Origin of the sequence: Robertmurraya sp. DFI.2.37, assembly GCF_029211245.1 — a bacterium.
Taxonomy (GTDB): Bacteria; Bacillota; Bacilli; order Bacillales; family Cytobacillaceae; genus Robertmurraya; species Robertmurraya methanolica_A.
Genome location: NZ_JARGEJ010000011.1, coordinates 43,691 through 66,902, shown reverse-complemented (window position 1 = coordinate 66,902; position 23,212 = coordinate 43,691). Strand labels below are relative to the sequence as shown.

Here is a 23,212-nt window from a genome sequence, read left to right as displayed (position 1 = left end):
AATAACCTATAAATTACCCGCAATCCTGTTGGATTTACCCGCAATAAATCACAAAAGACCCGCAATCCCCCCTGAAACCCCCGCAATCCTCACCAAAACAACAGCAATCCAACCGTCTAAACAGCACAAGGCCTCTTAACCCAACCACAAAATCCAAACTTTCATGCATACTCCACTCTCAATCAGAACATTCTAGTGAAAAAAGAGGGTGTTTTCATGAAAAAAATCATATTACTTCTACTAATATTTCTTTTCCCCTTAACGACAACTACAAATGCCCAAAATCTTCAGCGCCCTTCTCTCCCAGAGGAATCTCCTCTTACAGAAAAAGTAGCGATTGTCACACTACCCGAAGAAATGACGGAAACTGACATTCGCAACATCATCAACCATTATCCCGACTTAGAACTAAGACATATTTTCAAACATGCACTAAACGGTTTTTCGGTAAAAGGCAGCAAAGAAACGCTCGCACAGCTAGCACAATCGAACAAAGTACAACTTGTATCCCCAGTTAAAACATATAAAGCACAGCTTGAGAATATTGATATTATTGGAGGGCAAACCGTTCGCGGGGTATTTGACGCCCATAACAACAGGTTGACAGGAAAAGGAGTGACCGTTGGTGTCATTGATACAGGTATCGATTATCACCATCCTGATTTAAGCAGGAGCTATAAGAGCGGGCATGACCTCGTCGATGGGGATAAGGATCCGATGGAGTCAGAGACAGAAGATGGTCCGATGACATTGCATGGAACCCATGTCGCGGGGATTATTGCAGCAAATGGACGAATCAACGGAGTCGCGCCTGATGCGAATGTCATTGCCTATCGAGCGCTCGGTCCTGGCGGTTCGGGTACGACGGAGCAAGTGTTGGCTGCGATTGAAGAAGCGATAAAAGATAAGGTAGATATTCTTAATCTTTCACTTGGAAATGAAATTAACGGCCCTGACTTGCCGATAAGCCTTGCTTTAAATAAAGCAGCGGAAAAAGGAATTGTACCAGTTACGTCATCTGGGAATTCTGGTCCGAATATGTGGACAGTTGGGTCCCCAGGGACTGCGACGAAGGCGATTTCTGTAGGAGCGTCAACTCCGTCGTTAAAAATTCCCTATCTTAAGGTCGATGGATTCGACGGTGAAATCAGACTGGAGCCGATGCAAGGATCAAAGCAATGGAACTTCGACCGTTCCTATCCGTTAGCGTTCGGAGGTTTAGGGAAAAGGGAAGAGCTAAAAACGGTAGAAGGGAAAATCGCCTTGATAGAACGAGGTGAATTGACATTTACTGAAAAAGCTTATAATGCCTTTCAAGCAGGCGCGGTGGCGGTTATGATTTATAATCATATTAATGGAAGCTTTGTCGGTAATCTCGATAGTGAGGTGGAGCTCCCTGTCGCTACGATTTCAAAGAAGGACGGAAAAAAACTCAAAAGGCTTGCGCTGGATGGCGCTTTTGCAAAAACCAATGTAATCGAAGAAAAGGATTTAATCGCAGATTTTAGTTCCCGTGGTCCGGTCACATCAACTTGGGAAATCAAGCCCGATGTCGTCGCTCCAGGAGTGGCAATTACAAGCACGATTCCAGGAGGCTATCTAGCTTTACAAGGGACCAGTATGGCAGCACCACATGTAGCAGGAGCTAGTGCGATACTAAAACAGGTGCATCCAAACTGGACTCCGGAGCAAATCAAAGCCGCTTTAATGAACACGGCGAAACCTCTGACAAATGTCAAGGGGGAGAGATATCGGACTTATGAGCAAGGAGCAGGGAGAATTCAACTGGATGAAGCCGTTAAAACACAATCGCTTGTAATTCCTGGTTCATTGCAGTTTGGGAAATTCAAGCAGGTTGAAAATCAGCATGAGCATAAACAATATGTAACAGTCGAAAATGTCAGTAACAAAACATTATCATATTCCTTCGCTATCCCCCAAAATGAAACGGGAATCGAATGGGAGCTACCGCTTTCTTTTACTCTAAAACCAAAGGAAAAAAAGAAGTTAGAAATTAACATGATGGTAGACCCAAGTGCATTCACGAAGAAAATATATGATGGTCATTTAGAACTGCGTGCGGGTTCTCAACAGATTCAAATTCCTTATTTGTATTTACTAGAAGAACCAAACTATCCACGGGTAATGGGTTTTGATTTTGGTGTAGGAGATAAGGAAGGGACGTATCAATATGAAGTGTATTTACCTGGAGGAGCAGAAGAATTTGGCATTGCTTTATTTGATCCAGATACGTATCAATTTATTGGATTTTTAGATGCGAAAAGAAAGGTAGGAAAAGGTTTGTTAAAGGAAGAGATAAAAGTCGAAGATCTACCCGAAGATGGACTTTACCTGGCCCAGGTATTTGCGAAAAAGTCGGGTCAAGAGGACATGATTGAGACTACTCTTTTTATTGAAAAATGACAAATAGAACAAGTAGGGAAAAAGAATGCAATATCTATTAGAAATTATTTTTGAAAATTTTGTGAACATGCATAAATTTGCCACTTGAATGTGTGTTTTTTTTCCCTACAAACCAATTGACATTAAATAGTCGCTATTGTATGCTTACAAAGGATATAAATGATAAGGTTTTCAACATACTCATAGAAGAAACCTTTTAACCTTTTGATTTTATATGAATTCACCTGACAGCCTTCCTACCGTTCTCTTTAATAATAGAGAGGATGCGTTACTATGAAACAAAGTAACCGCCACCCGTTTCAAGCGATGGCGTTAATGTCCGCGATTCTTTCTCAATTAGTCGGTTCAGTTCTGATTGGTATTTTTTCAGGAAGATGGATCGACAACCGAATAGAGACCGAGCCACTTTTTTTGATCATAGGCTTATTTATCGGTCTAACTGTCGGGGTATATTCTACGATTCGCTTAATCCAACATTTTTTTTCGGGAGAATAGATAATGCAGGATATTAAAACAACATACATGAGGCAGCAAAGAAGCTTATTTTTTTTGTTATCCTTCTATGTGCTTGGTTGGGGCTTTACTGACTATAAGTCAATATTTCTCGGTCTAATTTTAGGCACATCCTTGAGTCTGTTTAATTTGTGGCTCTTGGCCAAACGGATGGAAAGGTTCGGAGAGGCTGTTGTAAGAGGAGAAAGAGTTCGTTCCCTTGGGATGTTCTCAAGAATGGCGACAGCCGTCTTAGCAGTTATGATAGCCTTGAAATATCCAGAAATGTTTCATTTTTATAGTGTAGTTTTTGGATTAATGACATCTTACATAGTCATTATGATAGATTTTCTTTTTACAAAATTTTTACTTTCTAAACAGAGAAAAGAGAGGTGATAACTGTTGAGTCATGAATCCCCAATGATTAAAATAATGGGCTTATGGTTTAATCTATCAAACATACTCATGATTACGGTTGCGAGTATCATTGTATTAATCATTGCAGTAGTTTGCACACGCAACCTTTCTATGAAACCAACTGGGAAACAAAACTTCATGGAATGGGTAATGGATTTTGTAAGAAATATCATTAATAGCTCTATGGATTGGAAAACTGGCGGTAGATTTCATGTTCTAGGGGTAACCCTTATTATGTTTATTTTTGTTTCCAATATGCTAGGTTTACCATTTGCAATAGTAGTAGACCACACGTTATGGTGGAAATCGCCAACTGCAGATCCTGTCGTTACACTTACGCTTGCGGCGATGGTAGTGGCTTTATCACACTATTACGGCATAAAGCTCAAAGGAGCAAAAGAATATGGACGCTCTTACTTCCAGCCAGTAGGTTTTATATTTCCACTTAAAATAATCGAGGAATTTTCTAATACTCTTACACTCGGTCTTCGTCTCTATGGAAATATTTACGCAGGTGAAATTTTATTATCTTTACTTGCAGGTTTAGCCACATCAAGTTTTATCGGTGTACTAGCGGCAGCTCCGCTTACCATCGTATGGCAAGGCTTCTCAGTCTTTATCGGATCCATTCAGGCATTTATCTTTACTTTATTGTCAATGGTCTATATTTCTCACAAAGTAAGTCATGACCATTAATGATATAGGTTCAATATATATTGAACTAAAAACTTTAATAACTTTAACTATCAAGGAGGAAAAATAATGGGTGCAATAGCAGCAGCAATCGCAATTGGTTTAGCAGCATTAGGAGCAGGTTTAGGGAATGGTTTGATCGTATCTCGTACAGTAGAAGGGATCGCACGTCAACCTGAAGCACGTGGAATGTTACAAACAACAATGTTTATCGGGGTAGCATTCGTTGAGGCGATTCCTATTATGGCCGTTGTTATCGCGTTTATGGCTATAGGTCAATAATAGGGTATATAGTTTTAGCAAATGGCGAAGATGATCTATTTAGGAGCTTCGCCTTTCCTTTATCTTAAATAAAACCTGAATCGATTTCATAATGGATAGACGCCAGTTAAAAATGTGCGTTTTTCGAGATGGAAAGGCGTCCGTTATTAGCTTTATGTGCACAGTAATGAAATTGACTCATCCTTATATCAACTATAATCTTTTCCTTAATGTTTCAGTGTTTTCTGAAGGGAGTGAATCAAGCGTGTTGTTAAGTAATACTTTTGTTTTAGGCGCATCTGCGGGTGTTTTTAATAGTGGAGATATACTATTTACAATCGCAATGTTTGCGATATTGCTTTTTTTAGTGAAAAAGCTTGCATGGGGTCCATTAATGGGCATCATGAAACAACGTGAAGAACATATTGCTAATGAAATAGAGTCGGCTGAACAAAGTCGTACCGAAGCGAAGAAGTTATTGGAAGAGCAGCGCAATCTGTTAAAGGAAGCGCGTACAGAGGCACAAACCTTAATTGAAAATGCGAAAAAGCAAGGGGATCTCCAACGTGAAGAAATTATTACGTTGGCTCGAACTGAAGCTGATCGCATGAAAGAATCAGCCAAGCTTGAAATTGAACAGCAAAAGGAACAAGCTGTTTCAGCTATCCGTGATCAAGTCGCTTCCTTATCTGTTTTAATCGCTTCTAAAGTGATTGAAAAAGAACTTTCTGTAGAAGACCAAGAAAAGTTGATTAATGAATATATTCAAGAAGGCGGGAGATAAAGATGAGTAGCTCAAGTGTAGCAAAACGCTATGCAACAGCTCTTTTCCAGCTTTCCAAAGAACATCAACTTCTTGACCAGATGGAAGCAGAGCTTCGTGTAGTAAAAGAGGTAGTAGCAGATAATGCAGAGTTGCAAGCTGTGTTAAAGTCTCCTAAGCTTCCAATTGAACAGAAGAAAGAGATTTTAAAAACGGCATTCTCTAAAATGAACACATTCGTGTTAAATACACTTATGCTATTAATTGAACGTCATCGTGAAGATGAGATTGCAGCGATAGCCGATGAATTTATTCAATTGGCAAACGAAGAAAGAGGAGTTGCAGAGGCTAAGGTTTTTACCACTCGCCCGTTAACAGAGGCGGAGCGTGCTGCATTATCTTCGACTTTTGCAAAAAAAGTAGGCAAATCAGCTCTTCGTATTAATAATATTGTCGATTCTAATTTGCTTGGTGGAGTTAAAATCCGCATTGGGAATCGTATTTTTGATGGCAGCTTAAGCGGCAAACTTGAGCGCTTAGAACGTAAACTTTTAGGTTAATAACCTATTGTTATTAGAACCGTATTGCGTCATGTTGACGCATTCTATTCGTAGATAGGGGTGAAACTCATGAGCATCAATGCTGAAGAAATTAGTGCGCTGATAAAAAAGCAGATTGAAAACTATCAGTCGGAAATTCAAGTGAGTGATGTAGGTACAGTTATCACAGTCGGTGACGGTATCGCCCGTGCTCATGGCCTCGACAATGTCATGGCTGGGGAGCTTCTTGAATTTTCAAATGGCGTTATGGGTATGGCGCAAAACCTTGAAGAAAATAACGTCGGTATTATCATTTTAGGACCATTTACAGAAATCCGTGAAGGCGATGAAGTACGTCGTACAGGCCGAATCATGGAAGTTCCTGTAGGTGAAGAGTTAATCGGTCGTGTTGTTAATCCGCTCGGTCAGCCAGTGGACGGTCTAGGACCGATCAATACAACGAAGTCTCGCCCAATTGAAAGCCAAGCTCCAGGAGTAATGGATCGTAAATCCGTTCATGAGCCGCTTCAAACGGGTATTAAAGCGATTGACGCTCTAGTGCCAATCGGTCGTGGACAACGTGAGTTAATCATTGGTGACCGCCAAACTGGTAAAACATCCGTTGCTGTAGATACAATCTTGAACCAGAAGGATCAAGACATGATCTGTATTTACGTAGCGATCGGGCAAAAGGAATCTACCGTTCGTGGACTTGTTGAGACTTTACGTAAAAACGGTGCACTTGATTACACGATCGTTGTAACAGCTTCTGCATCTCAACCAGCTCCATTACTATACTTAGCTCCTTACGCTGGTGTATCAATGGCTGAGGAATTTATGTATAACGGAAAACATGTTTTAGTTGTTTATGATGACTTAACAAAGCAAGCTGCAGCATATCGTGAGCTTTCCTTGTTATTACGTCGTCCTCCAGGTCGTGAAGCATATCCAGGGGATGTTTTCTACTTACACAGCCGTTTGCTAGAGCGTGCTGCTAAGCTTAGCGATGCAAAAGGTGCTGGTTCAATCACAGCACTACCATTCATCGAAACACAAGCTGGTGACGTTTCTGCTTATATTCCAACAAATGTTATCTCTATCACAGATGGACAAATTTTCTTACAATCTGATCTATTCTTCTCTGGTGTTCGTCCAGCGATTAACCCAGGTCTTTCAGTATCGCGTGTAGGAGGATCTGCGCAAATTAAAGCGATGAAAAAAGTATCTGGTACGCTGCGTCTAGACCTTGCATCATACCGTGAACTTGAAGCATTTGCTCAGTTCGGATCAGACCTAGATAAAGCAACACAAGCAAAATTAAATCGTGGTGCGCGTACAGTAGAGATTCTCAAACAGGATCTGAACAAGCCATTAAAGGTTGAAAAACAAGTTGCGATTCTATATGCGTTAACCCGTGGTTTCTTAGATGATATACCATTACAGGATATTCGTCGTTTTGAATCTGAATTCCTTTCATGGTTAGACCACAATCACAAGAATGTGTTAGACCATATTGCTACTACGAAAGAGCTTCCGACCGATGAAGAAATGGCGGCAGCGATTAACGAATTCAAGAAATCTTTCGCAGTTTCTGAGTAATATCGTCTAAAAAGGAGTTGGAGTAACCTAAAAGGTACTTTAACCGAACAATCTTGATAAGGTGGTGAGAACTGAGTGGCATCATTACGTGATATAAAAAATAAAATCACTTCTACTAAGAAAATGAGCCAAATTACGAAAGCGATGGAGATGGTTGCGGCATCTAATTTTAGTCGTGCTGAAGGTAACGCAAAGGCATTTGTCCCTTATATGGAGAAAATCCAAGAAGTTACTGCATCCGTTGCGCTTGGTAGCAGTGATGCATCCCATCCGATGTTGGTCAAACGTCCCGTCAAGAAAACGGCATATTTGGTCATTACTGCCGAACGTGGACTTGCAGGTGCGTTTAACAGTAACGTATTGCGTGCAGCGTTACAAGCGATTCAAAAACGCCATCAATCAAATGATGAGTTTGTCATCATTGCTTTAGGCAAAGTAGGACGCGAATTTTTCCGAAAGCGCGATATGAATATTGCCCTTGATTTAACATCAATCGCAAATCAGCCAACGTTTAACGAGGTAAAAGACACGGTGAATAAGACAATTGGTATGTTTGCTGACGGTGCGTTTGATGAATTATACATGTACTATAATCATTTTGTCAGTGCTATTCAAAACGATGTTGTCGAGAAGAAACTTCTTCCGCTCACCGATATTGCTACCTCTAAAAAGCCGATGTCTTATGAATTCGAGCCTTCAGCAGAAGAGATTTTAGAAGTATTACTTCCTCAATATGCGGAAAGCTTAATTTTCGGTGCCCTTTTAGATAGTAAGGCGGGAGAGCATGCGGCTCGGATGAACGCGATGAGAAGTGCAACCGATAACGCAAAAGAACTTATCGATTCATACAGCCTCTTATTCAACCGTGCAAGACAGGCTGCCATCACGCAGGAAATTACAGAAATCGTTGGTGGGGCTACAGCGTTAGAATAATATAGCTTAGTCGGCGAGTAAACTGAGCTATTGAGCAAGAATTAGAACATAAATTTTATTGGAGGTTAGGAAGCCTAGACTTCCTACTCTATTTGCTATGAGAACGTGATTAGGAGGGAAAAAGATGAACATAGGACGCGTTGTTCAAGTTATGGGTCCGGTTGTTGACGTGAAATTCGAAAGCGGACAGCTACCTGAAATCTATAACGCTTTAACAATCGTTAACGAAGCGCGTAACGAATCTGAAGTTGCTATCAACTTAACTCTTGAAGTTGCCCTTCATTTAGGTGATGATACAGTTCGTGCCATTGCTATGGCTTCAACTGACGGATTAACTCGTGGAGCTGAAGTTACTGACACTGGTAAACCAATCTCTGTTCCTGTAGGGGACATTACGTTAGGACGTGTATTTAACGTACTTGGCGAAAATATCGACCTTGATGAGCCAATTCCGGCAGAATCTCGTCGTGACTCTATTCACAGAGAAGCACCTAATTTTGAACAGCTTTCAACAGAAGTTGAAATCCTTGAAACTGGAATTAAAGTAGTAGACCTTCTTGCCCCGTATATTAAGGGTGGAAAAATCGGTCTATTTGGTGGTGCCGGTGTAGGTAAAACCGTTTTAATTCAGGAATTAATCAATAACATCGCTCAAGAGCACGGCGGTATCTCGGTATTCGCTGGTGTAGGTGAGCGTACTCGTGAAGGTAATGACCTTTATCATGAAATGACTGATTCAGGCGTTATTAAGAAAACAGCGATGGTATTCGGTCAGATGAATGAGCCACCAGGAGCACGTATGCGTGTTGCTCTTACTGGTTTAACGATGGCTGAGTATTTCCGTGATGAACAAGGACAGGACGTTCTTTTCTTCATGGATAACATTTTCCGTTTCACGCAAGCAGGTTCAGAAGTGTCGGCCCTATTAGGACGTATGCCTTCAGCCGTTGGTTACCAACCAACACTAGCTACTGAAATGGGTAAACTTCAAGAACGTATCACATCAACAAATGTTGGTTCAGTTACATCTATCCAAGCGATTTATGTTCCTGCCGATGACTATACGGATCCGGCTCCAGCAACTACATTCGCACACTTAGATGCAACAACGAACCTTGAGCGTAAACTTTCTGAAATGGGTATTTACCCAGCGGTGGATCCACTTGCATCAACTTCTCGTGCATTGTCACCGGAAATTGTTGGTGAAGAGCACTACCAAGTGGCTCGTGAAGTGCAATCCACATTACAAAAATATAAAGAATTACAAGATATTATCGCGATGTTAGGTATGGATGAGCTTTCTGAAGAGGATAAGCTTGTCGTACAACGTGCGCGTCGTATTCAAGTATTCTTATCACAAAACTTCCACGTTGCTGAACAGTTCACTGGTCAGCCAGGTTCATACGTACCTGTTAAAGAAACTGTTAAAGGTTTCAAAGAAATTCTTGAAGGTAAATGGGACCACCTTCCAGAAGATGCTTTCCGTCTCGTAGGTCGAATTGAAGACGCAATCGAGAACGCGAAGAAAATGGGCGTAGAGGTCTAAACTAGGACCAGGAGGGTAAAAAATGAAGACGATTAAAGTCAGTGTTGTTACTCCCGATGGCCCGGTGTATGAATCAGATGTGGAAATGGTCAGCACAAAGGCTCTAAGCGGTGAGCTTGGGATCTTACCAGGACACATTCCAATGGTTGCACCGTTACAAATAGGAGCTGTCCGTTTAATCACGGGTGGAAATACAAAATATATTGCGGTCAGTGGTGGTCTGCTTGAAGTCAGACCTGACCAAGTGTCGATCTTGGCAGAGGCAGCAGAAGTCGCTGATAGCATTGATGTAGATCGTGCATTAAAGGCAAAAGAACGTGCCGAACAACGCCTGCATGCACAAAAGCAAGAAAACATTGATTACAAACGTGCTGAACTTGCTCTGCAAAGAGCTCTTAACCGTATCAGCGTAGCAGGCAAATAAATAAACACCTTTCGACGATTAGTCGGAAGGTGTTTTTTATCGTGATTACAGAGCTGATATTAAAGGGAATCGTGTCTGCATCTTGTTCGTTCCATATTTATCCAAATAACAGGAATAAGTGAAGTGATCGGTAAAAAATGAAACAACGTTCGATGATCAACAAAACAAGCACAATCACTAAAAAGCGTAATCTCCACCAACTGCCGTAACGAGATCCTCTTAAAAACCTCATTATTCCATGGCTACAATCATCCTACTAAAATAGATCGTTAAAAAGTGAACAATTATTGACAATTCTCACAGACAAGTTTATGGAACTAGTTTTAAATAAAAAATGAAGCTGTGCATAGACTGGATAGAGAGGTGCTTTTTGATGACGTGGAGGAAAATATTTACTATCAAAAAAATGGAAGAATGTCATTTTAAAAGTGTCTAGGCTTTATCGACACAAGTTTGTAACAATGTTATAATGAATTCGGTTACAAGTTATAAAGTTTTGAAAAGTTATACTACTTTGGAGGGGAAGGGGTATGGAACTTTTAAACTTATATCAGAATAACTATCTGATTGTAGTAGTGTTTCTATGTCTCGGGGTATTATTACCAGTGGTGGCGCTATTTTTAGCGAAACTTTTACGTCCAAGTGTTCCTTCGGATGCAAAATATACCACATACGAAAGCGGTAACGATCCATTTAATGACTCGCTCATTCAATTTAATGTTCGTTACTATATTTTTGCCCTGTTATTCGTCATTTTTGATGTGGAAACGGTCTTTTTGTATCCATGGGCAGTTGCCTATGAAAAGCTTGGGATTTTTGCTTTAATAGAAATGCTTATTTTCGTATTTATGCTACTTATCGGACTTGTCTATGCATGGAAGAAGAAGGTGCTAAAATGGATTTAAGACTAGAGAATATTTCACCAGAAGAAATGGAAGAGGTAAAGCGATCGGTTTTAATGGCATCACTTGAACAAATAAAAGGCTGGGCTCGGAGTAATTCATTGTGGCCAATGACATTCGGGCTTGCTTGTTGTGCCATCGAAATGATGGCGTCTAGTAGTGCGCATTATGATTTAGATCGTTATGGAACCTTTTATCGCAACTCACCGCGTCAATCGGATGTCATGATTGTTTCGGGAACGGTAACAAAAAAAATGGCACCAATTGTAAGGCGACTTTACGATCAAATGGCGGAACCAAAATGGGTGATTGCCATGGGTTCTTGTGCAACCGCAGGGGGTCCCTATGTAAAGTCCTATTCAGTGGTTAAAGGGGTTGACCAAATCGTTCCAGTGGATGTCTATATTCCAGGATGCCCACCGAATCCTGCAGCCCTAATTTATGGAATTAATAAATTAAAAGAGAAAATCCGTTACGAGGCGAAGACCGGGAAGAAGGTGATCTAATCGATGAGCGGAGAGAAAGATTTAGAACAGTTAAAGAAGGAAGCAGCTGAAAAAGCAAAGGCAGCGGCGCTAGCAAAGAAGAAAGCAAGAGAACAGCAGGAATCAGAGGTGTCGGGAGCGGCAGCCCTGGAAGAGGAAGATCTAGCGAAGAAGAAAGCAGCCGCAGCGGCGAAAGCGAAGGCGGCGGCATTGGCAAAGAAGAAGGCAGAGGAACAACAGGCAGGGTCAGAATCAGAGGACCCAGAAGAGGAAGACCTAGCGAAGAAGAAAGCAGCCGCTGCCGCGAAGGCAAAGGCCGCCGCAGCAGCCAAGGCAAAGGCCGCTAGAGCGAAACAAGAAAGTTCAGAAGCCGATGGGGACGATGCGAAAGCGAAGGCAATCGCAGCTGCAAAAGCAAAAGCTGCAGCGGCCGCGAAAGCGAAAGCCGCTGCGAAAGGGAAACAAGAAGGTGGAGCAGCGAGCGATGATGAAAAGGCGAAGGCTATTGCTGCCGCGAAGGCAAAGGCCGCCGCAGCTGCCAGAGCAAAAGCTGGGGGAAAAGGAGCTGAAGCGCCTGTTGCAGAGGAAAAGCCTTCAGCCAATCAACCTTATCTTGATAAATATGTGAAAGTAATAGAAGAGCATCTTGGAAACGATGTTTTGGAAGATTCTTATATTAATAGGCTCTCCAAGGATGTTCCAACCCTTGTTGCGAAACGGGAGACTTATTATAAAGTGGTCCAATTTCTTAAATATAATGAACAGTTAGGCTTTGATTACTTATCAGAATTGCATGGTGTCGATTACGAGACCCACATGGAAGTATATGTCCACTTATATTCTTATAAAAACAGCCAATCAGTGGCTGTGAAAGTGAAGCTAGACCGGGATGAACCAACGATAGAATCTTTATGTCCGCTTTGGGCTGGAGCAAATTGGCCTGAATGTGAAGCGTATGATTTATTAGGAATTAAGTTTATCAATCATCCGAATTTACACCGCATTATGCTTGGTGAAGATTGGGTAGGTCATCCACTAAGAAAAGACTATGAGCCGTATGATGTGGAGGTGTGAACATGCTTAGAACTGAAGAAATGCTCTTGAATGTAGGGCCTCAGCATCCTAGTACACACGGTGTATTTCGGTTAGTTTTAAAGATTGATGGAGAAACCATTAAGGAGGCAAAACCGGTTATCGGCTATCTTCATCGTGGAACGGAGAAGCTGGCAGAAGACCTTCAATATACACAAATTATTCCCTATACGGACCGGATGGACTATGTTTCTGCGATGACCAATAATTATGTCATCTGCCATGCGGTGGAGACGATGATGGGAATTGAAATTCCAGAACGGGCAGAATATCTTCGCGTGATGGCAATGGAGTTAGGGCGTGTTTCCAGCCACTTACTTTGGTGGGGAACGTTTGTCCTTGATTTAGGTGCTACAAGTCCACTTCTGTATGCATTTCGTGAGAGAGAAATGATTTTGAACCTTCTAAATGAACTTTCCGGTGCTCGTTTAACCTTTAACTACATGCGTGTAGGCGGTGTAAAATGGGATGCTCCGGAAGGATGGGTAGATAAAGTTCGAGAATTTATCCCTCATATGCGAGAACAAGTAAAGGGTTATCATGATCTCGTGACAGGAAATGAAATCTTTCTTAATCGAGTAAAAGGAATTGGCAAATATACGAAAGAGGATGCTCTCAATTATTCATTAAGCGGCCCGAATCTTCGTTGTACAGGAATGAAATGGGATCTTCGTAAAAATGAACCATACTCCATTTATGACCGGTTCGATTTCGATATCCCAACAAGAGAAGAGGGAGACGTTCTTTCTCGTTATCACGTTCGTTTTGCTGAAATTGAAGAATCTTTGAAAATACTAGAGCAGTGCGTAGAGCAATTTCCAGAAGAAGGTCCTGTGATCGCAAAAGTGCCAAAAATCATTAAAGCGCCAAAAGGAGAAGCGTTTGTTAGAATCGAATCTCCTCGCGGTGAAATTGGCTGTTACATTGCAAGCGATGGCAAGAAGGAGCCGTACCGCTTAAAATTTAGAAGACCATCATTCTATAATCTGCAAATTCTCCCGAAGCTTTTAGAAGGGGAAAGCATCTCCAATTTGATTGCCATTCTAGGAGCGGTTGATATTATCCTAGGGGAGGTGGATGGTTAATGATTCAGGATTTATTGCACTCACAACCAGGGATTTTAAATTTTGGAATCTTTTTCGTCCTTGCCTTAGTTTTGCTACTTGTCATATTAGGATTCGTTACATATGCCATTTTGGCAGAACGTAAAGTAATGGGATTTATGCAGCTTCGGTATGGACCAAATCAGGTAGGAGGTCCTTGGGGACTACTGCAAACCGTGGCTGATGTCTTAAAGCTTCTATTAAAAGAAGATACGATTCCAAAATTAGCTGACAGACCGTTATTTATTTTAGCTCCAGTTATTGCCTTTGCTCCATCCTTTGTCGTTATTGCAACGATTCCATTTACGGATAAATTGCAATTTGCCGATATTGGTGTAGGTCTACTCTATTATATAGCCATTTCAGGGTTGACCACGATAGGAGTTGTCATGGCTGGTTGGTCATCGAATAATAAATACGCCTTGCTTGGGGGAATGCGTGCAGCCGCGCAGATGATTTCTTATGAAATTCCGCTCGTTATGTCTGTGCTTGGCGTTATCCTATTAACTGGAAGCATGAATTTGAATGAAATAGTGGCGGCACAAGAAAACGTTTGGTACATTCTCATTCAGCCTATTGGCTTTTTAGTGTTTTTTATCGCATCAGTGGCAGAGCTGAATCGGATTCCTTTTGACCTTCCAGAGGCGGAAAATGAGCTTATAGCCGGATACTTTGTTGAGTACTCAGGATTTCGCTGGGCCTTTTTCATGCTTGCAGAATATGTCTATATGTTTGCGATGGCTTCATTGACAACTGTGTTATTTTTAGGTGGTTGGTTGCCAATCTTCTCATTCCTAGACTTTATTCCAGGGGCGGTATGGTTTGCGTTAAAGTTCAGCCTAGTTGTGTTTATTTTGCTTTGGTTCCGCAGCACGTTCCCACGGATTAAAGCGGATCAGCTAATGGAATTTGGTTGGAAGGTGCTTTTACCAGTGGCGCTTGCGAACATCTTTTTAACGGCGATTATTAAGGAGCTTCTCAGCCTTTTTTAAAGGATACATCACTTTTATCACAAGGGGTGAAAAAGCATGCTTGGATTAGCGAAAGGTTTAAAGTATACCCTGAAAAACTTAACAAAAGAAAAGCCAACCTACGATTATCCGAAAAAACCAATTCCGCTGCCAGACCGGTTTCGTGGAATTCAGAAATTTTATCCAGAAAAATGTATTGTCTGCAATCAATGTGCTAATATTTGCCCGACTGATTGTATTCAATTAACGGGGAAAAAGCATCCAGATCCGACGAAAAAGGGTAAAATTATCGATACGTATGATATTAATTTTGAAATTTGTATTCTCTGCGACTTATGTACGGAAGTCTGTCCGACGGAAGCAATCGTCATGACCAATAATTTTGAACTAGCCGAGTATAGCCGCGATGATCTTTTTAAAAATCTTGAATGGTTAGACGAAAATGATGAGAATGTTCGGAAGGTGAATAAAGCATGACATTTTCAGGTGAATTATTAGCATTCCTTATTCTAGCCATAGTAGCGGTTATGGGAGGCGTACTATTACTCAATTTATCAAAGGTTGTGCATATGGTCGTCGCCCTCGTCTTTACATTTGTCAGTCTTGCGGGAATTTACGTCCTGCTGTCAGCGGAATTTGTAGCGGTTGTACAAATTCTCATCTATTCCGGCGCAATTACGATTATTATGTTATTTGGCATTATGCTGACACGCCATAACGACACAAGCGAGGTGCAGGGGGGAAGGCTGAGAAAAGTGCTGCTCTTTTTGGGCGTGCTTGGATTTGCTTTTGCTGTCTATATTGGAATTTACAATTTAGACTTCAATTCGCCAGCCGCGAACCTTCATGAAAATAATACAGAACAAATCGGGATAGCGCTATATACGAAGTTTATTATTCCATTTGAGTTAACGTCTGTCGTGCTTTTAGTAGCGCTTATCGGGGCGATCATTTTAGCCAAAAAAGATGATGAAGAGGAGGCGAAAAAGGAATGAGTGGAGTTCCCATTTCTGCCTACCTGACGCTCGCATTAGTGCTATTCTGTATCGGACTATACGGTGCACTTACGAAGCGAAATACGGTCATCGTGTTAATTTCAATTGAACTCATGCTTAACGCAGTTAACATTAATCTCGTTGCATTTAGTAAATATGGCATGATTCCATCGATAACTGGGCAAGTTTTTGCGCTATTTACCATTGCTGTTGCAGCGGCAGAAGCTGCCGTTGGTCTCGCGATCTTAATCGCCCTTTACCGCAATCGTAAAACAGTCAATATCGATGAAATGGATACAATGAAAAACTAATAATCTGTTACACGACCCGCGTAAAATGCGGGCCTCAATCAAACGCGTGAGAACAAACGCGTTCTAAAAAGGGGATTGTGATATTGATGGAGAATGCATGGATCATACCGCTTTTCCCGCTTTTATCATTTTTGTTCCTTCTTCTATTTGGGAGGAGATTAAAGGAAAATAGTGCGTACATCGGAATGGTGCTCACACTTGCATCTTTGGTCTACTCTTTGGTGGTGTTGTTTGAGCGCTTCAACCACCCGACTTATAAAGCCGAAGTGACATGGCTTACAATAGGGGATGTTCAATTAACAGCGGGTTTTGAAGTCAATCAATTAAATGCGTTAATGCTCGTCATCGTATCGCTTGTTAGCTTTCTCGTACATACTTATTCAAAGGGCTACATGCATGGAGATGGGCGGTTTCACATTTTTTATGCCTATTTAGGGCTGTTTACATTTGCGATGTTGGGGCTGGTTGTATCCCCTAATTTATTGCAAACTTATATTTTCTGGGAGTTAGTGGGAGCAGGTTCCTTCCTCTTAATCGGATTTTATTTTTATAAAGAGGAGGCAAAGGCTGCTGCCAAAAAAGCATTCATCATGACGCGCATCGGTGATGTCGGCTTGCTGATCGGGATGATTCTATTATTCTGGCAAGTTGGAAGCTTTGAGTATGATGCGATTTTCCAAGCAGTAGATGAAGGCGCGATTTCAGCAGGAATGATTACCCTTACTGCTATCTTGATTTTTGTCGGGGCGGTGGGAAAATCAGGTCAATTTCCGTTGCACACTTGGCTACCTGACGCAATGGAAGGTCCGACGCCAGTTTCTGCTTTAATCCATGCTGCGACAATGGTTGCCGCCGGTGTTTATTTAGTAGCGGCATTATTCCCGCTTTTTGCAGCAAGTGAGGCTGCACTAATGACGATTGCCATCATCGGGGCATTCACTGCTATTTTGGCAGCGAGTATCGGTTTAGTGCAAAAGGATATTAAAAGAGTACTAGCTTACTCCACTGTCAGTCAGCTTGGCTATATGATGCTGGCCTTAGGATCAGCTGGCTATGTTGCTGGTGTCTTTCATTTAATGACACATGCCTTTTTTAAAGCATTGCTGTTCTTGGCTGCTGGTAGTGTCATTCATGCGGTACACACGCAAAATATAGAGGAAATGGGCGGTCTTTGGAAAAAACTGAAGCTTACGGCGCCGTTATTCTTAATTGGAACGCTAGCGATTAGCGGGGTTCCGTTATTCTCTGGGTTCTTTAGTAAGGATGAAATTTTAATTTCAACCTGGGTTCACGGGAATACCTTTCTGTTCTGGTTAGCTGTCATTGCTGCATTCTTCACCGCGTTCTACATGTTCCGCCTATTCTTTATGGTCTTTACAGGGGATGCCCGCAGCAAGCAGAAGGAAGTCCACGAGTCACCATCTGTCATGACGTTTCCAATGATCGTTCTTGGAATTTTAGCAATTGTAGCGGGTTATGTGAATACGCCATGGTTTGGTACCTTCCTTGGAGACTGGCTTGTTGCTGATAATGAAGCATTGGGTCATGGTCATATTGAAGGTCCAGCCTGGATTATGATTGTGGCAACAGTTGTCTCACTACTTGGAATTTATTTAGCATGGCTCATATATGGTAAAAAATCAATTCAAAGAGACTGGCTGACGGTAAGAATGCCACTTACGTACAATGTGCTGTATAACAAATACTATATTGATGAGTTTTATCAATTAACCGTAGTGAAAGCAACGAAAGGCCTCACAGCAATTCTCAGCTTTATAGAAACATTCATTGTCGAAGGGCTAGTGAAGCTGGTGGCTGGAATCGTTCACGGGCTTGGCATCATTGGCTCGAAAATTCAAAACGGCCAAGTACAAGCATATGGAACAGTGGCCTTTGTTGGATTAGCTGTCCTGATTGTGATTTTTGCCTTAACAGGGGGGTACTTAAAATGAACGAATATTTTCTTTCTATCCTAGTGTTTTCCCCTCTATTAGGAATAGCTGTACTTGCTCTTATGCCAAAAACACAAGAAGTAGCAATTAAAACAGTTGGATTCTTAGCAACTCTCCCTGCTCTTGTGCTAGCGCTTGTTGCCTTTATTGGTGGGAGCGATCATTTAAAGAAATATGATATTCAAATCGAGTGGATTCGCTTTGGAGATTATGAGGTCTTTGACTTATTTAAAATTGACTATGAATTAGGCTTAAATGGTTTTTCCTTAGTATTAATCGTCTTAACGGCAGTTATTTCTACACTTGCCGCCATTGCCTCCGTTCATATTAAAAAAGAATGGAAAGGCTACTTCATGTTATTCCTTTTATTAGAAGTAGGGATGCTTGGAGTATTTGCTGCACAAAACTTAATTCTTTTCTTCATCTTTTTTGAAATTACGATGATCCCGATGTTTTTCCTAATTGGAAAATGGGGTTATTTCGAAAAGGAAAAAGCAGCCTATAGTTATTTAATCTATAACGGCTTAGGGTCGGCCATCCTTTTAATCGTGATCATGGTTCTGTTTGCAAGAACAGGAACAGCAAATTATGACGCACTGGCACAGCTGATGGCCGTAGAGAATGCAAATACAGTTGCGCCGTTTTCTGAGACGTTGAAATTTGGCTTGCTCATTGCTCTTCTTATTGCTTTTGGTGTAAAACTGCCAATCTTTCCGTTGCATACATGGATGCTGCGGGTTCACGTTCAGGCACCGCCAGCGATCGTGATGTTACACTCAGGAATTTTATTGAAAATTGGTGCCTTCGGTTTGATCCGTTTCGGAATGGGGATTTTCCCGGAACAGTTCAAATCTATCGCCGTACTACTTGCCGTACTGGGAGTTGTGAACCTTTTATACGGGGCATTTCTTGCCTTTAAGCAAAGCGATTTTAAAATGGTTCTTGCTTACTCGTCTATATCCCATATGGGAATTGTACTGATTGGTTTAGGAGCTCTCAATGAAGCAGGCATTCAGGGAGCCATTTTCCAAGTTGTCTCACACGGATTGATCTCCGCCCTTCTTTTCTTCTTAGTAGGAGTCTTTTACGAGCGATTCCATACATCGACGATTGCAAATCTTGGTGGGATGGCGAAGGGGATGCCGCTTACTGCAGGCTTTTTGTTAGCCGGTGCTCTGGCGTCGTTAGGTCTGCCGGGAATGTCCGGTTTTGTTAGTGAGTTTATGGCCTTTCTCGGATTGTTTGAGGAAATGCCAATCCTCGCTGCCATTGGCTGTATCGGGATTATTATCACGGCTGTCTATTTACTCCGAGCTGTCCTTGGTATGACCTATGGAAAAGCCAACCGTGATTTTATAGCGGTGTCTGATTTAAAGTCAGTTGAATTTATTCCAGTTGTTGCGCTGTTGGCGCTAATTATCTTGATTGGTGTGTACCCAAGTGTACTAAGCGATCCGCTCCATTCCACACTTGAAACTATCATGCTTGGGTTAGGGGGTTGATGAGATGGATCTAGATACGCTTTTATCATATCAATGGGGAGCGATGGCTCCAGAATTTATCATCTTGGGAGTTGCGACCATTTTATCGATAGTAGACCTTTTCGCACCGAAGCGCTTTGATAGAAGGATTCTTGGCTGGATTGGTTTTGCGGGTATACTTGCAGCACTTGCAGCGTTAATGAATTTATTTGCCGTAGATACGGTCACCATTTTATACGATACATTTAAGCTAGACGCATTTGCGAAAGTATTCAAGCTTCTTTTGCTCATCGGAGCGGCTCTAATTATGCTCCTTGCGATAGGCTACAGACCAAAAGAAGGAATGGAAGAGTTTAAAGGGGAATTTTACTACCTATTATTGGCTGGTTTGCTTGGTACGATGATCATGTCCTCAAGTGGTGATTTAATTACGTTGTTTGTTGGTCTAGAGCTTCTTTCCCTTTCTTCCTACATTTTAGCAGGAATTCGGAAGAAGCATCTGCCATCAAATGAATCAGCAATGAAATATATCATTAATGGGAGCATTGCCACAGCCGTTACTCTTTTTGGAATGAGCTATCTTTACGGGATTACCGGAACGACGAATCTAGCGGAAATGACAAATGTTCTACCGCAATTGAATAATTCTCAATACAGCTATTTAATGGGGATTGCCTTTTTCATGCTTCTAGTTGGTTTATCCTTTAAGCTGGCCACAGCTCCGTTTCATATGTGGGCACCGGACGTTTACCAAGGGGCGGCAACTCCTGTTACAGCTTTCTTAAGTGTTGTGTCAAAAACAGCAGGATTTGTCATTTTAATTCGAATGGTTGTCATCGTGTTTTCCAATACGCAGGCAGGAGCTACTGGTGTTGATTCAGTTACACCGCTGCTGTTCAAGCTGCAGGATTTCATTGCTGTTCTAGCAGGTGTCACGATGGTTGTTGGAAATGTTATTGCTTTGCGTCAGCGCAATATTAAACGGCTGTTCGCATATTCTAGTATTGCTCACGCCGGTTATCTATTAGTTGCTGTCACTTCGATGTCGGTCTTTATGTTCGAGAGCATTTGGTTCTATCTAGGGGCATATCTCTTCATGAACGTAGGAGCCTTTGCTGTCATTCAATTAATGACAGCGAATAACGACAACGAGGATATTGCCCAATTTGCAGGAATGTACAAACGTACACCATGGCTCGCTGTCGCAATGGGAGTATTTATCCTTTCACTGGCAGGTATTCCAGGAACCGCAGGGTTTATCGGAAAACTAAACATTTTCATGGGAGCGTTAATATCAGAACCGGCACACTATATTCTTGCAGCACTAATGATTGCCACAACAGTTGTTTCTTATTTCTACTATTTTGGCATTTTAACGCAAATGTTCTTTAGACCATCTCCGGTAGATGGGGAAGTAGAAAAAAAGAAAATACCGGTTGGCATTGGCGTAGCAATTGGAATATGTGTCCTCGCAACGATTGCATTTGGACTATTTCCAAACACGGCGCTTGATTTCTTCCACACCAATTTTGGTGGTTTTCAATAATGGGTATTTTCTGATTTGGGGGAATCAGAAAAAGAACAAGGGGATTTATAATAATAGAACACGAAAAAGAAGGGGAAGGGGGCCCCTTCTTTTTCATGTTGACGAACATTAGCAACTGTCTGATGTAAGAGAAAATGGAGAGAGGAAAAATGGTTATGCGAGTCAAACTTTAATACAGTTAAGTTCAGGTACCTACTCATGTATAGTTAGTTGAAGTGTTCAAGTCCTTTTAGAGCGGGGTGTTCGGTCAGAGGAGAGTTCTGGCAGAGTACGGCATTCCGGGAGGAGAGAAGAAGAACAGAAGGCCTTACAGAGTGTGTATTTGGACGGAGGAAAGAAGCACTGAAGATCTTGCTGAGCCACTCTGAACAGAGCTGAGAAGCCCCTGAGCTCCAGTCCGAATCGGGTAAAACGAAGAGAAGATATAAGAGGAGCAGAGCTTAAATAAAGTGCTTAAACGGACAGAAAAACAGAACCCTCAAGCAATGGAGTCCAACCAACCCAATGGTTCAGGACAATCTTAAAAATTCCCAAGCTCCTCGGTCCAATAAAAAATAGAAAGAAAAAACAGAGCTGAATTCCAAAAGACTTTCGATTGAATACATCTCTTAAAAGTCAATTCTCAAACAAGCCTGCAATAATTAAGCTATTCATTATCGAACGGCTAAGAGTACCTGCTCCATCTTGCTTTCGCCAAGTATCGACAAACATTGCCTCCTATATGAGGACAACAGTAAAAATAGGATCGAAAATAAATTTTGTAAAAAATAAAAATAACTGAAACCTTTTTGTAACATAAACGTCAAATAGAAGGGTGCGTTTGCGAATGTGAACGATGTATGCTAGCTTGATAAAGAAGGGGGAGTAGTCCATGACTTCAGGATTTGGGCACCAAGCACTTATCAGTATTATTTCACACCTTTGTTTTATTGCATTAGCTTGGTGGGCTTTGCAGAGCTTAAATTTTGATAAATTTTTGCGAGCAAACCATGTTTTTCAAGCACGAGTATTATTTATATTATTGTCGATTATTATTGGTTCTAGTGTAAGCAATTTTTTCCTGGATTACCTATTATGGTCCCAGCAGCTGCCAATGATTTTTCAGTAATGTAAAAAATGTTCATACTTGAGCAATTTTAGACAGGGCAAATCAAACATAAATCATGGAAACCTTTTCTCGAAAAAAACATGACAGAAGACCGCCTAATTGGAAAATATTTTTCAAAACAGGCCTTTAAGCTTGGATAAATGGGGAAATAATCTTACAAAAGATAGGTCATCTTGCCTTTTTTATTTATGAGATTATTCGATACAATTCTCCTTGTGTGATAAATTAAACATACTAAGCCATCCTGTGATACTTAGGTGAATGAAAAAAGAAACAACCTTCGTGGGAATATAATCCATACGTCATTTTTAAAAGCTTGCATATTTGTCAAAAAGTGACGATAACTCTTCAGTATGCTTATTCTCTTCTTGGTAACAATGGTACTAAGGGGAGGAATTAAAAGATGAAGAGAAATTGGATGGCGTTTATTGCCGTAGTTGTAATCATAGGAGTTACTTTTGTTCAGGCTGGGGAAAAATTCGCAAATACCAAAAATATGCACGACCTTTTATCAATAGTGACAGTTTTAAAGGGTGAGAATATAGATATTAATGAATGGTCTTTACATGCAAGAGAAAAAATAACGGCAAACAGCCCAGAGGATATTCAGGATCTTGTTCGACACCTCCAGAACGTCTTTACAGATTGGACATGGGAGATTAATTCTGATTCTGAAAAATGGGAAGCAAAAGCGAGCAAAACATCGAATCAAACAATGGAAGAGAACATTCAGATTTTATCTACCCTCACAGATCAAAACCCACAAACTTACATTATTTATGAAATCCAAGGCAAGAATTTTACGCGAAAAACAGAGCAATTTATAAAAGAGGACCTTAATGCACTCTTATCTGACATATTTCGAGAAAAACCCACAATTTTCACTTGTGTAAAAGGTGATTTCAATGATAAGATAATTACGTCTTTGCCTTTTACTGTAAATCGACTACTTGACAAGTTTGAGGCAACAGAAATTGAATCACTAAAAGAAACAGATTTTATCTCGACATCTGCTTATTCACCAAAATTTACTAATGAGTTAACAACGAATAATCAGGATATGAATTTACAACTTGGAATCCGAACTACAGGATTGGGCGCAAAGACTACCCTTGTAGTTGGCACACCAATCATAACGATTGAATATTAATATAGAGAAATTGGACGCGGAGGGG

Annotated in this window: 24 protein-coding genes; all 24 read left to right on the top strand. The window is 41.2% G+C overall.

The genetic code is table 11. The features are described 5' to 3' along the window. The first annotated feature begins 216 nt into the window (after positions 1-216). The 24 genes from PZE06_RS08440 (at position 217) to PZE06_RS08325 (ending at position 23,187) form a co-directional block, all read left to right on the top strand. Positions 217-2,424, top strand: a complete 2,208-nt coding sequence (locus PZE06_RS08440; RefSeq protein WP_150914333.1) for a S8 family serine peptidase — start codon at positions 217-219, stop codon at positions 2,422-2,424. A 273-nt stretch (positions 2,425-2,697) separates the two neighbouring features. Next, the gene (locus PZE06_RS08435; protein ID WP_150914331.1) at positions 2,698-2,919 is read left to right on the top strand and encodes an AtpZ/AtpI family protein; all 222 of its coding nucleotides are present in this window, start codon (positions 2,698-2,700) and stop codon (positions 2,917-2,919) included. A 3-nt stretch (positions 2,920-2,922) separates the two neighbouring features. After that, complete coding sequence (locus PZE06_RS08430) at positions 2,923-3,312, top strand: ATP synthase subunit I (protein ID WP_150914329.1); 390 nt, start codon at positions 2,923-2,925, stop codon at positions 3,310-3,312. Positions 3,313-3,318: 6 nt separating this feature from the next. After that, positions 3,319-4,029, top strand: coding sequence for a F0F1 ATP synthase subunit A (gene atpB / locus PZE06_RS08425; RefSeq protein ID WP_150914327.1), 711 nt, complete (start codon positions 3,319-3,321; stop codon positions 4,027-4,029). Between the two features lie 66 nt (positions 4,030-4,095). Then, positions 4,096-4,308 (top strand): F0F1 ATP synthase subunit C, encoded by a 213-nt coding sequence (atpE, locus tag PZE06_RS08420; protein WP_095312064.1) that lies wholly within the window; start codon positions 4,096-4,098, stop codon positions 4,306-4,308. Positions 4,309-4,555: 247 nt separating this feature from the next. Continuing rightward, entirely contained in the window at positions 4,556-5,071 is a 516-nt protein-coding gene (locus PZE06_RS08415; protein WP_150914491.1) for a F0F1 ATP synthase subunit B, read from the top strand. A 2-nt stretch (positions 5,072-5,073) separates the two neighbouring features. Then, positions 5,074-5,610 (top strand): F0F1 ATP synthase subunit delta, encoded by a 537-nt coding sequence (locus tag PZE06_RS08410; RefSeq protein WP_150914324.1) that lies wholly within the window; start codon positions 5,074-5,076, stop codon positions 5,608-5,610. Between the two features lie 69 nt (positions 5,611-5,679). Further along, positions 5,680-7,188, top strand: a complete 1,509-nt coding sequence (gene atpA / locus PZE06_RS08405) for a F0F1 ATP synthase subunit alpha (RefSeq protein ID WP_095312060.1) — start codon at positions 5,680-5,682, stop codon at positions 7,186-7,188. A gap of 75 nt (positions 7,189-7,263) precedes the next feature. Next, entirely contained in the window at positions 7,264-8,121 is an 858-nt protein-coding gene (atpG, locus tag PZE06_RS08400) for an ATP synthase F1 subunit gamma (RefSeq protein WP_150914322.1), read from the top strand. Positions 8,122-8,245: 124 nt separating this feature from the next. After that, positions 8,246-9,667 (top strand): F0F1 ATP synthase subunit beta, encoded by a 1,422-nt coding sequence (gene atpD, locus PZE06_RS08395; RefSeq protein ID WP_095312056.1) that lies wholly within the window; start codon positions 8,246-8,248, stop codon positions 9,665-9,667. 22 nt (positions 9,668-9,689) lie between these two features. After that, the gene (locus tag PZE06_RS08390) at positions 9,690-10,091 is read left to right on the top strand and encodes a F0F1 ATP synthase subunit epsilon (protein ID WP_095312054.1); all 402 of its coding nucleotides are present in this window, start codon (positions 9,690-9,692) and stop codon (positions 10,089-10,091) included. A gap of 530 nt (positions 10,092-10,621) precedes the next feature. Further along, a complete protein-coding gene (locus PZE06_RS08385; RefSeq protein WP_019153953.1) occupies positions 10,622-10,996 on the top strand; it encodes an NADH-quinone oxidoreductase subunit A in 375 nt (124 codons plus the stop codon). A 26-nt stretch (positions 10,997-11,022) separates the two neighbouring features. Then, positions 11,023-11,499, top strand: a complete 477-nt coding sequence (locus tag PZE06_RS08380; RefSeq protein ID WP_373315125.1) for a NuoB/complex I 20 kDa subunit family protein — start codon at positions 11,023-11,025, stop codon at positions 11,497-11,499. Between the two features lie 3 nt (positions 11,500-11,502). Beyond that, on the top strand, positions 11,503-12,552 hold the full coding sequence (locus PZE06_RS08375) for an NADH-quinone oxidoreductase subunit C (RefSeq protein WP_150914321.1): 1,050 nt from the start codon (positions 11,503-11,505) through the stop codon (positions 12,550-12,552). 2 nt (positions 12,553-12,554) lie between these two features. After that, positions 12,555-13,655: an NADH-quinone oxidoreductase subunit D gene (locus PZE06_RS08370; protein ID WP_150914319.1), complete on the top strand. Its 1,101-nt coding sequence runs from the start codon at positions 12,555-12,557 to the stop codon at positions 13,653-13,655. Then, positions 13,655-14,665, top strand: coding sequence for an NADH-quinone oxidoreductase subunit NuoH (nuoH, locus tag PZE06_RS08365; RefSeq protein ID WP_150914317.1), 1,011 nt, complete (start codon positions 13,655-13,657; stop codon positions 14,663-14,665). The genes PZE06_RS08370 and nuoH overlap by 1 nt, the downstream gene beginning before the upstream one ends. Positions 14,666-14,701: 36 nt before the next feature. Next, positions 14,702-15,121 carry an NADH-quinone oxidoreductase subunit NuoI gene (gene nuoI, locus PZE06_RS08360; RefSeq protein ID WP_019153948.1) on the top strand — a complete coding sequence of 140 codons (420 nt, stop codon included), beginning with the start codon at positions 14,702-14,704 and terminating at the stop codon, positions 15,119-15,121. Further along, positions 15,118-15,639, top strand: coding sequence for an NADH-quinone oxidoreductase subunit J (locus tag PZE06_RS08355; protein WP_150914315.1), 522 nt, complete (start codon positions 15,118-15,120; stop codon positions 15,637-15,639). The genes nuoI and PZE06_RS08355 overlap by 4 nt, the downstream gene beginning before the upstream one ends. Further along, the gene (gene nuoK, locus PZE06_RS08350; RefSeq protein ID WP_150914313.1) at positions 15,636-15,950 is read left to right on the top strand and encodes an NADH-quinone oxidoreductase subunit NuoK; all 315 of its coding nucleotides are present in this window, start codon (positions 15,636-15,638) and stop codon (positions 15,948-15,950) included. Before PZE06_RS08355 ends, nuoK begins: the two co-directional genes overlap by 4 nt. Before the next feature lie 83 nt (positions 15,951-16,033). Continuing rightward, on the top strand, positions 16,034-17,902 hold the full coding sequence (gene nuoL, locus PZE06_RS08345; protein ID WP_150914311.1) for an NADH-quinone oxidoreductase subunit L: 1,869 nt from the start codon (positions 16,034-16,036) through the stop codon (positions 17,900-17,902). Further along, on the top strand, positions 17,899-19,404 hold the full coding sequence (locus PZE06_RS08340) for an NADH-quinone oxidoreductase subunit M (RefSeq protein WP_150914309.1): 1,506 nt from the start codon (positions 17,899-17,901) through the stop codon (positions 19,402-19,404). Before nuoL ends, PZE06_RS08340 begins: the two co-directional genes overlap by 4 nt. Before the next feature lie 4 nt (positions 19,405-19,408). Further along, positions 19,409-20,929: an NADH-quinone oxidoreductase subunit NuoN gene (gene nuoN / locus PZE06_RS08335; RefSeq protein ID WP_150914307.1), complete on the top strand. Its 1,521-nt coding sequence runs from the start codon at positions 19,409-19,411 to the stop codon at positions 20,927-20,929. Positions 20,930-21,800: 871 nt separating this feature from the next. Then, the gene (locus PZE06_RS08330) at positions 21,801-22,037 is read left to right on the top strand and encodes a DUF1146 family protein (protein ID WP_095312034.1); all 237 of its coding nucleotides are present in this window, start codon (positions 21,801-21,803) and stop codon (positions 22,035-22,037) included. 403 nt (positions 22,038-22,440) lie between these two features. Beyond that, a complete protein-coding gene (locus PZE06_RS08325) occupies positions 22,441-23,187 on the top strand; it encodes a YwmB family TATA-box binding protein (RefSeq protein WP_150914305.1) in 747 nt (248 codons plus the stop codon). Positions 23,188-23,212: the final 25 nt, after the last annotated feature.

Bases quoted from the DNA above. Each gene is read 5' to 3' on its own strand.
- PZE06_RS08440 (WP_150914333.1), top strand. From the start codon at position 217: ATGAAAAAAATCATATTACTTCTACTAATATTTCTTTTCCCCTTAACG.
- PZE06_RS08435 (WP_150914331.1), top strand. From the start codon at position 2,698: ATGAAACAAAGTAACCGCCACCCGTTTCAAGCGATGGCGTTAATGTCC.
- PZE06_RS08430 (WP_150914329.1), top strand. From the start codon at position 2,923: ATGCAGGATATTAAAACAACATACATGAGGCAGCAAAGAAGCTTATTT.
- atpE (WP_095312064.1), top strand. From the start codon at position 4,096: ATGGGTGCAATAGCAGCAGCAATCGCAATTGGTTTAGCAGCATTAGGA.
- PZE06_RS08410 (WP_150914324.1), top strand. From the start codon at position 5,074: ATGAGTAGCTCAAGTGTAGCAAAACGCTATGCAACAGCTCTTTTCCAG.
- atpA (WP_095312060.1), top strand. From the start codon at position 5,680: ATGAGCATCAATGCTGAAGAAATTAGTGCGCTGATAAAAAAGCAGATT.
- atpD (WP_095312056.1), top strand. From the start codon at position 8,246: ATGAACATAGGACGCGTTGTTCAAGTTATGGGTCCGGTTGTTGACGTG.
- PZE06_RS08390 (WP_095312054.1), top strand. From the start codon at position 9,690: ATGAAGACGATTAAAGTCAGTGTTGTTACTCCCGATGGCCCGGTGTAT.
- PZE06_RS08385 (WP_019153953.1), top strand. From the start codon at position 10,622: ATGGAACTTTTAAACTTATATCAGAATAACTATCTGATTGTAGTAGTG.
- PZE06_RS08380 (WP_373315125.1), top strand. From the start codon at position 11,023: ATGGAAGAGGTAAAGCGATCGGTTTTAATGGCATCACTTGAACAAATA.
- PZE06_RS08375 (WP_150914321.1), top strand. From the start codon at position 11,503: ATGAGCGGAGAGAAAGATTTAGAACAGTTAAAGAAGGAAGCAGCTGAA.
- PZE06_RS08370 (WP_150914319.1), top strand. From the start codon at position 12,555: ATGCTTAGAACTGAAGAAATGCTCTTGAATGTAGGGCCTCAGCATCCT.
- nuoH (WP_150914317.1), top strand. From the start codon at position 13,655: ATGATTCAGGATTTATTGCACTCACAACCAGGGATTTTAAATTTTGGA.
- nuoI (WP_019153948.1), top strand. From the start codon at position 14,702: ATGCTTGGATTAGCGAAAGGTTTAAAGTATACCCTGAAAAACTTAACA.
- PZE06_RS08355 (WP_150914315.1), top strand. From the start codon at position 15,118: ATGACATTTTCAGGTGAATTATTAGCATTCCTTATTCTAGCCATAGTA.
- nuoK (WP_150914313.1), top strand. From the start codon at position 15,636: ATGAGTGGAGTTCCCATTTCTGCCTACCTGACGCTCGCATTAGTGCTA.
- PZE06_RS08340 (WP_150914309.1), top strand. From the start codon at position 17,899: ATGAACGAATATTTTCTTTCTATCCTAGTGTTTTCCCCTCTATTAGGA.
- nuoN (WP_150914307.1), top strand. From the start codon at position 19,409: ATGGATCTAGATACGCTTTTATCATATCAATGGGGAGCGATGGCTCCA.
- PZE06_RS08330 (WP_095312034.1), top strand. From the start codon at position 21,801: ATGACTTCAGGATTTGGGCACCAAGCACTTATCAGTATTATTTCACAC.
- PZE06_RS08325 (WP_150914305.1), top strand. From the start codon at position 22,441: ATGAAGAGAAATTGGATGGCGTTTATTGCCGTAGTTGTAATCATAGGA.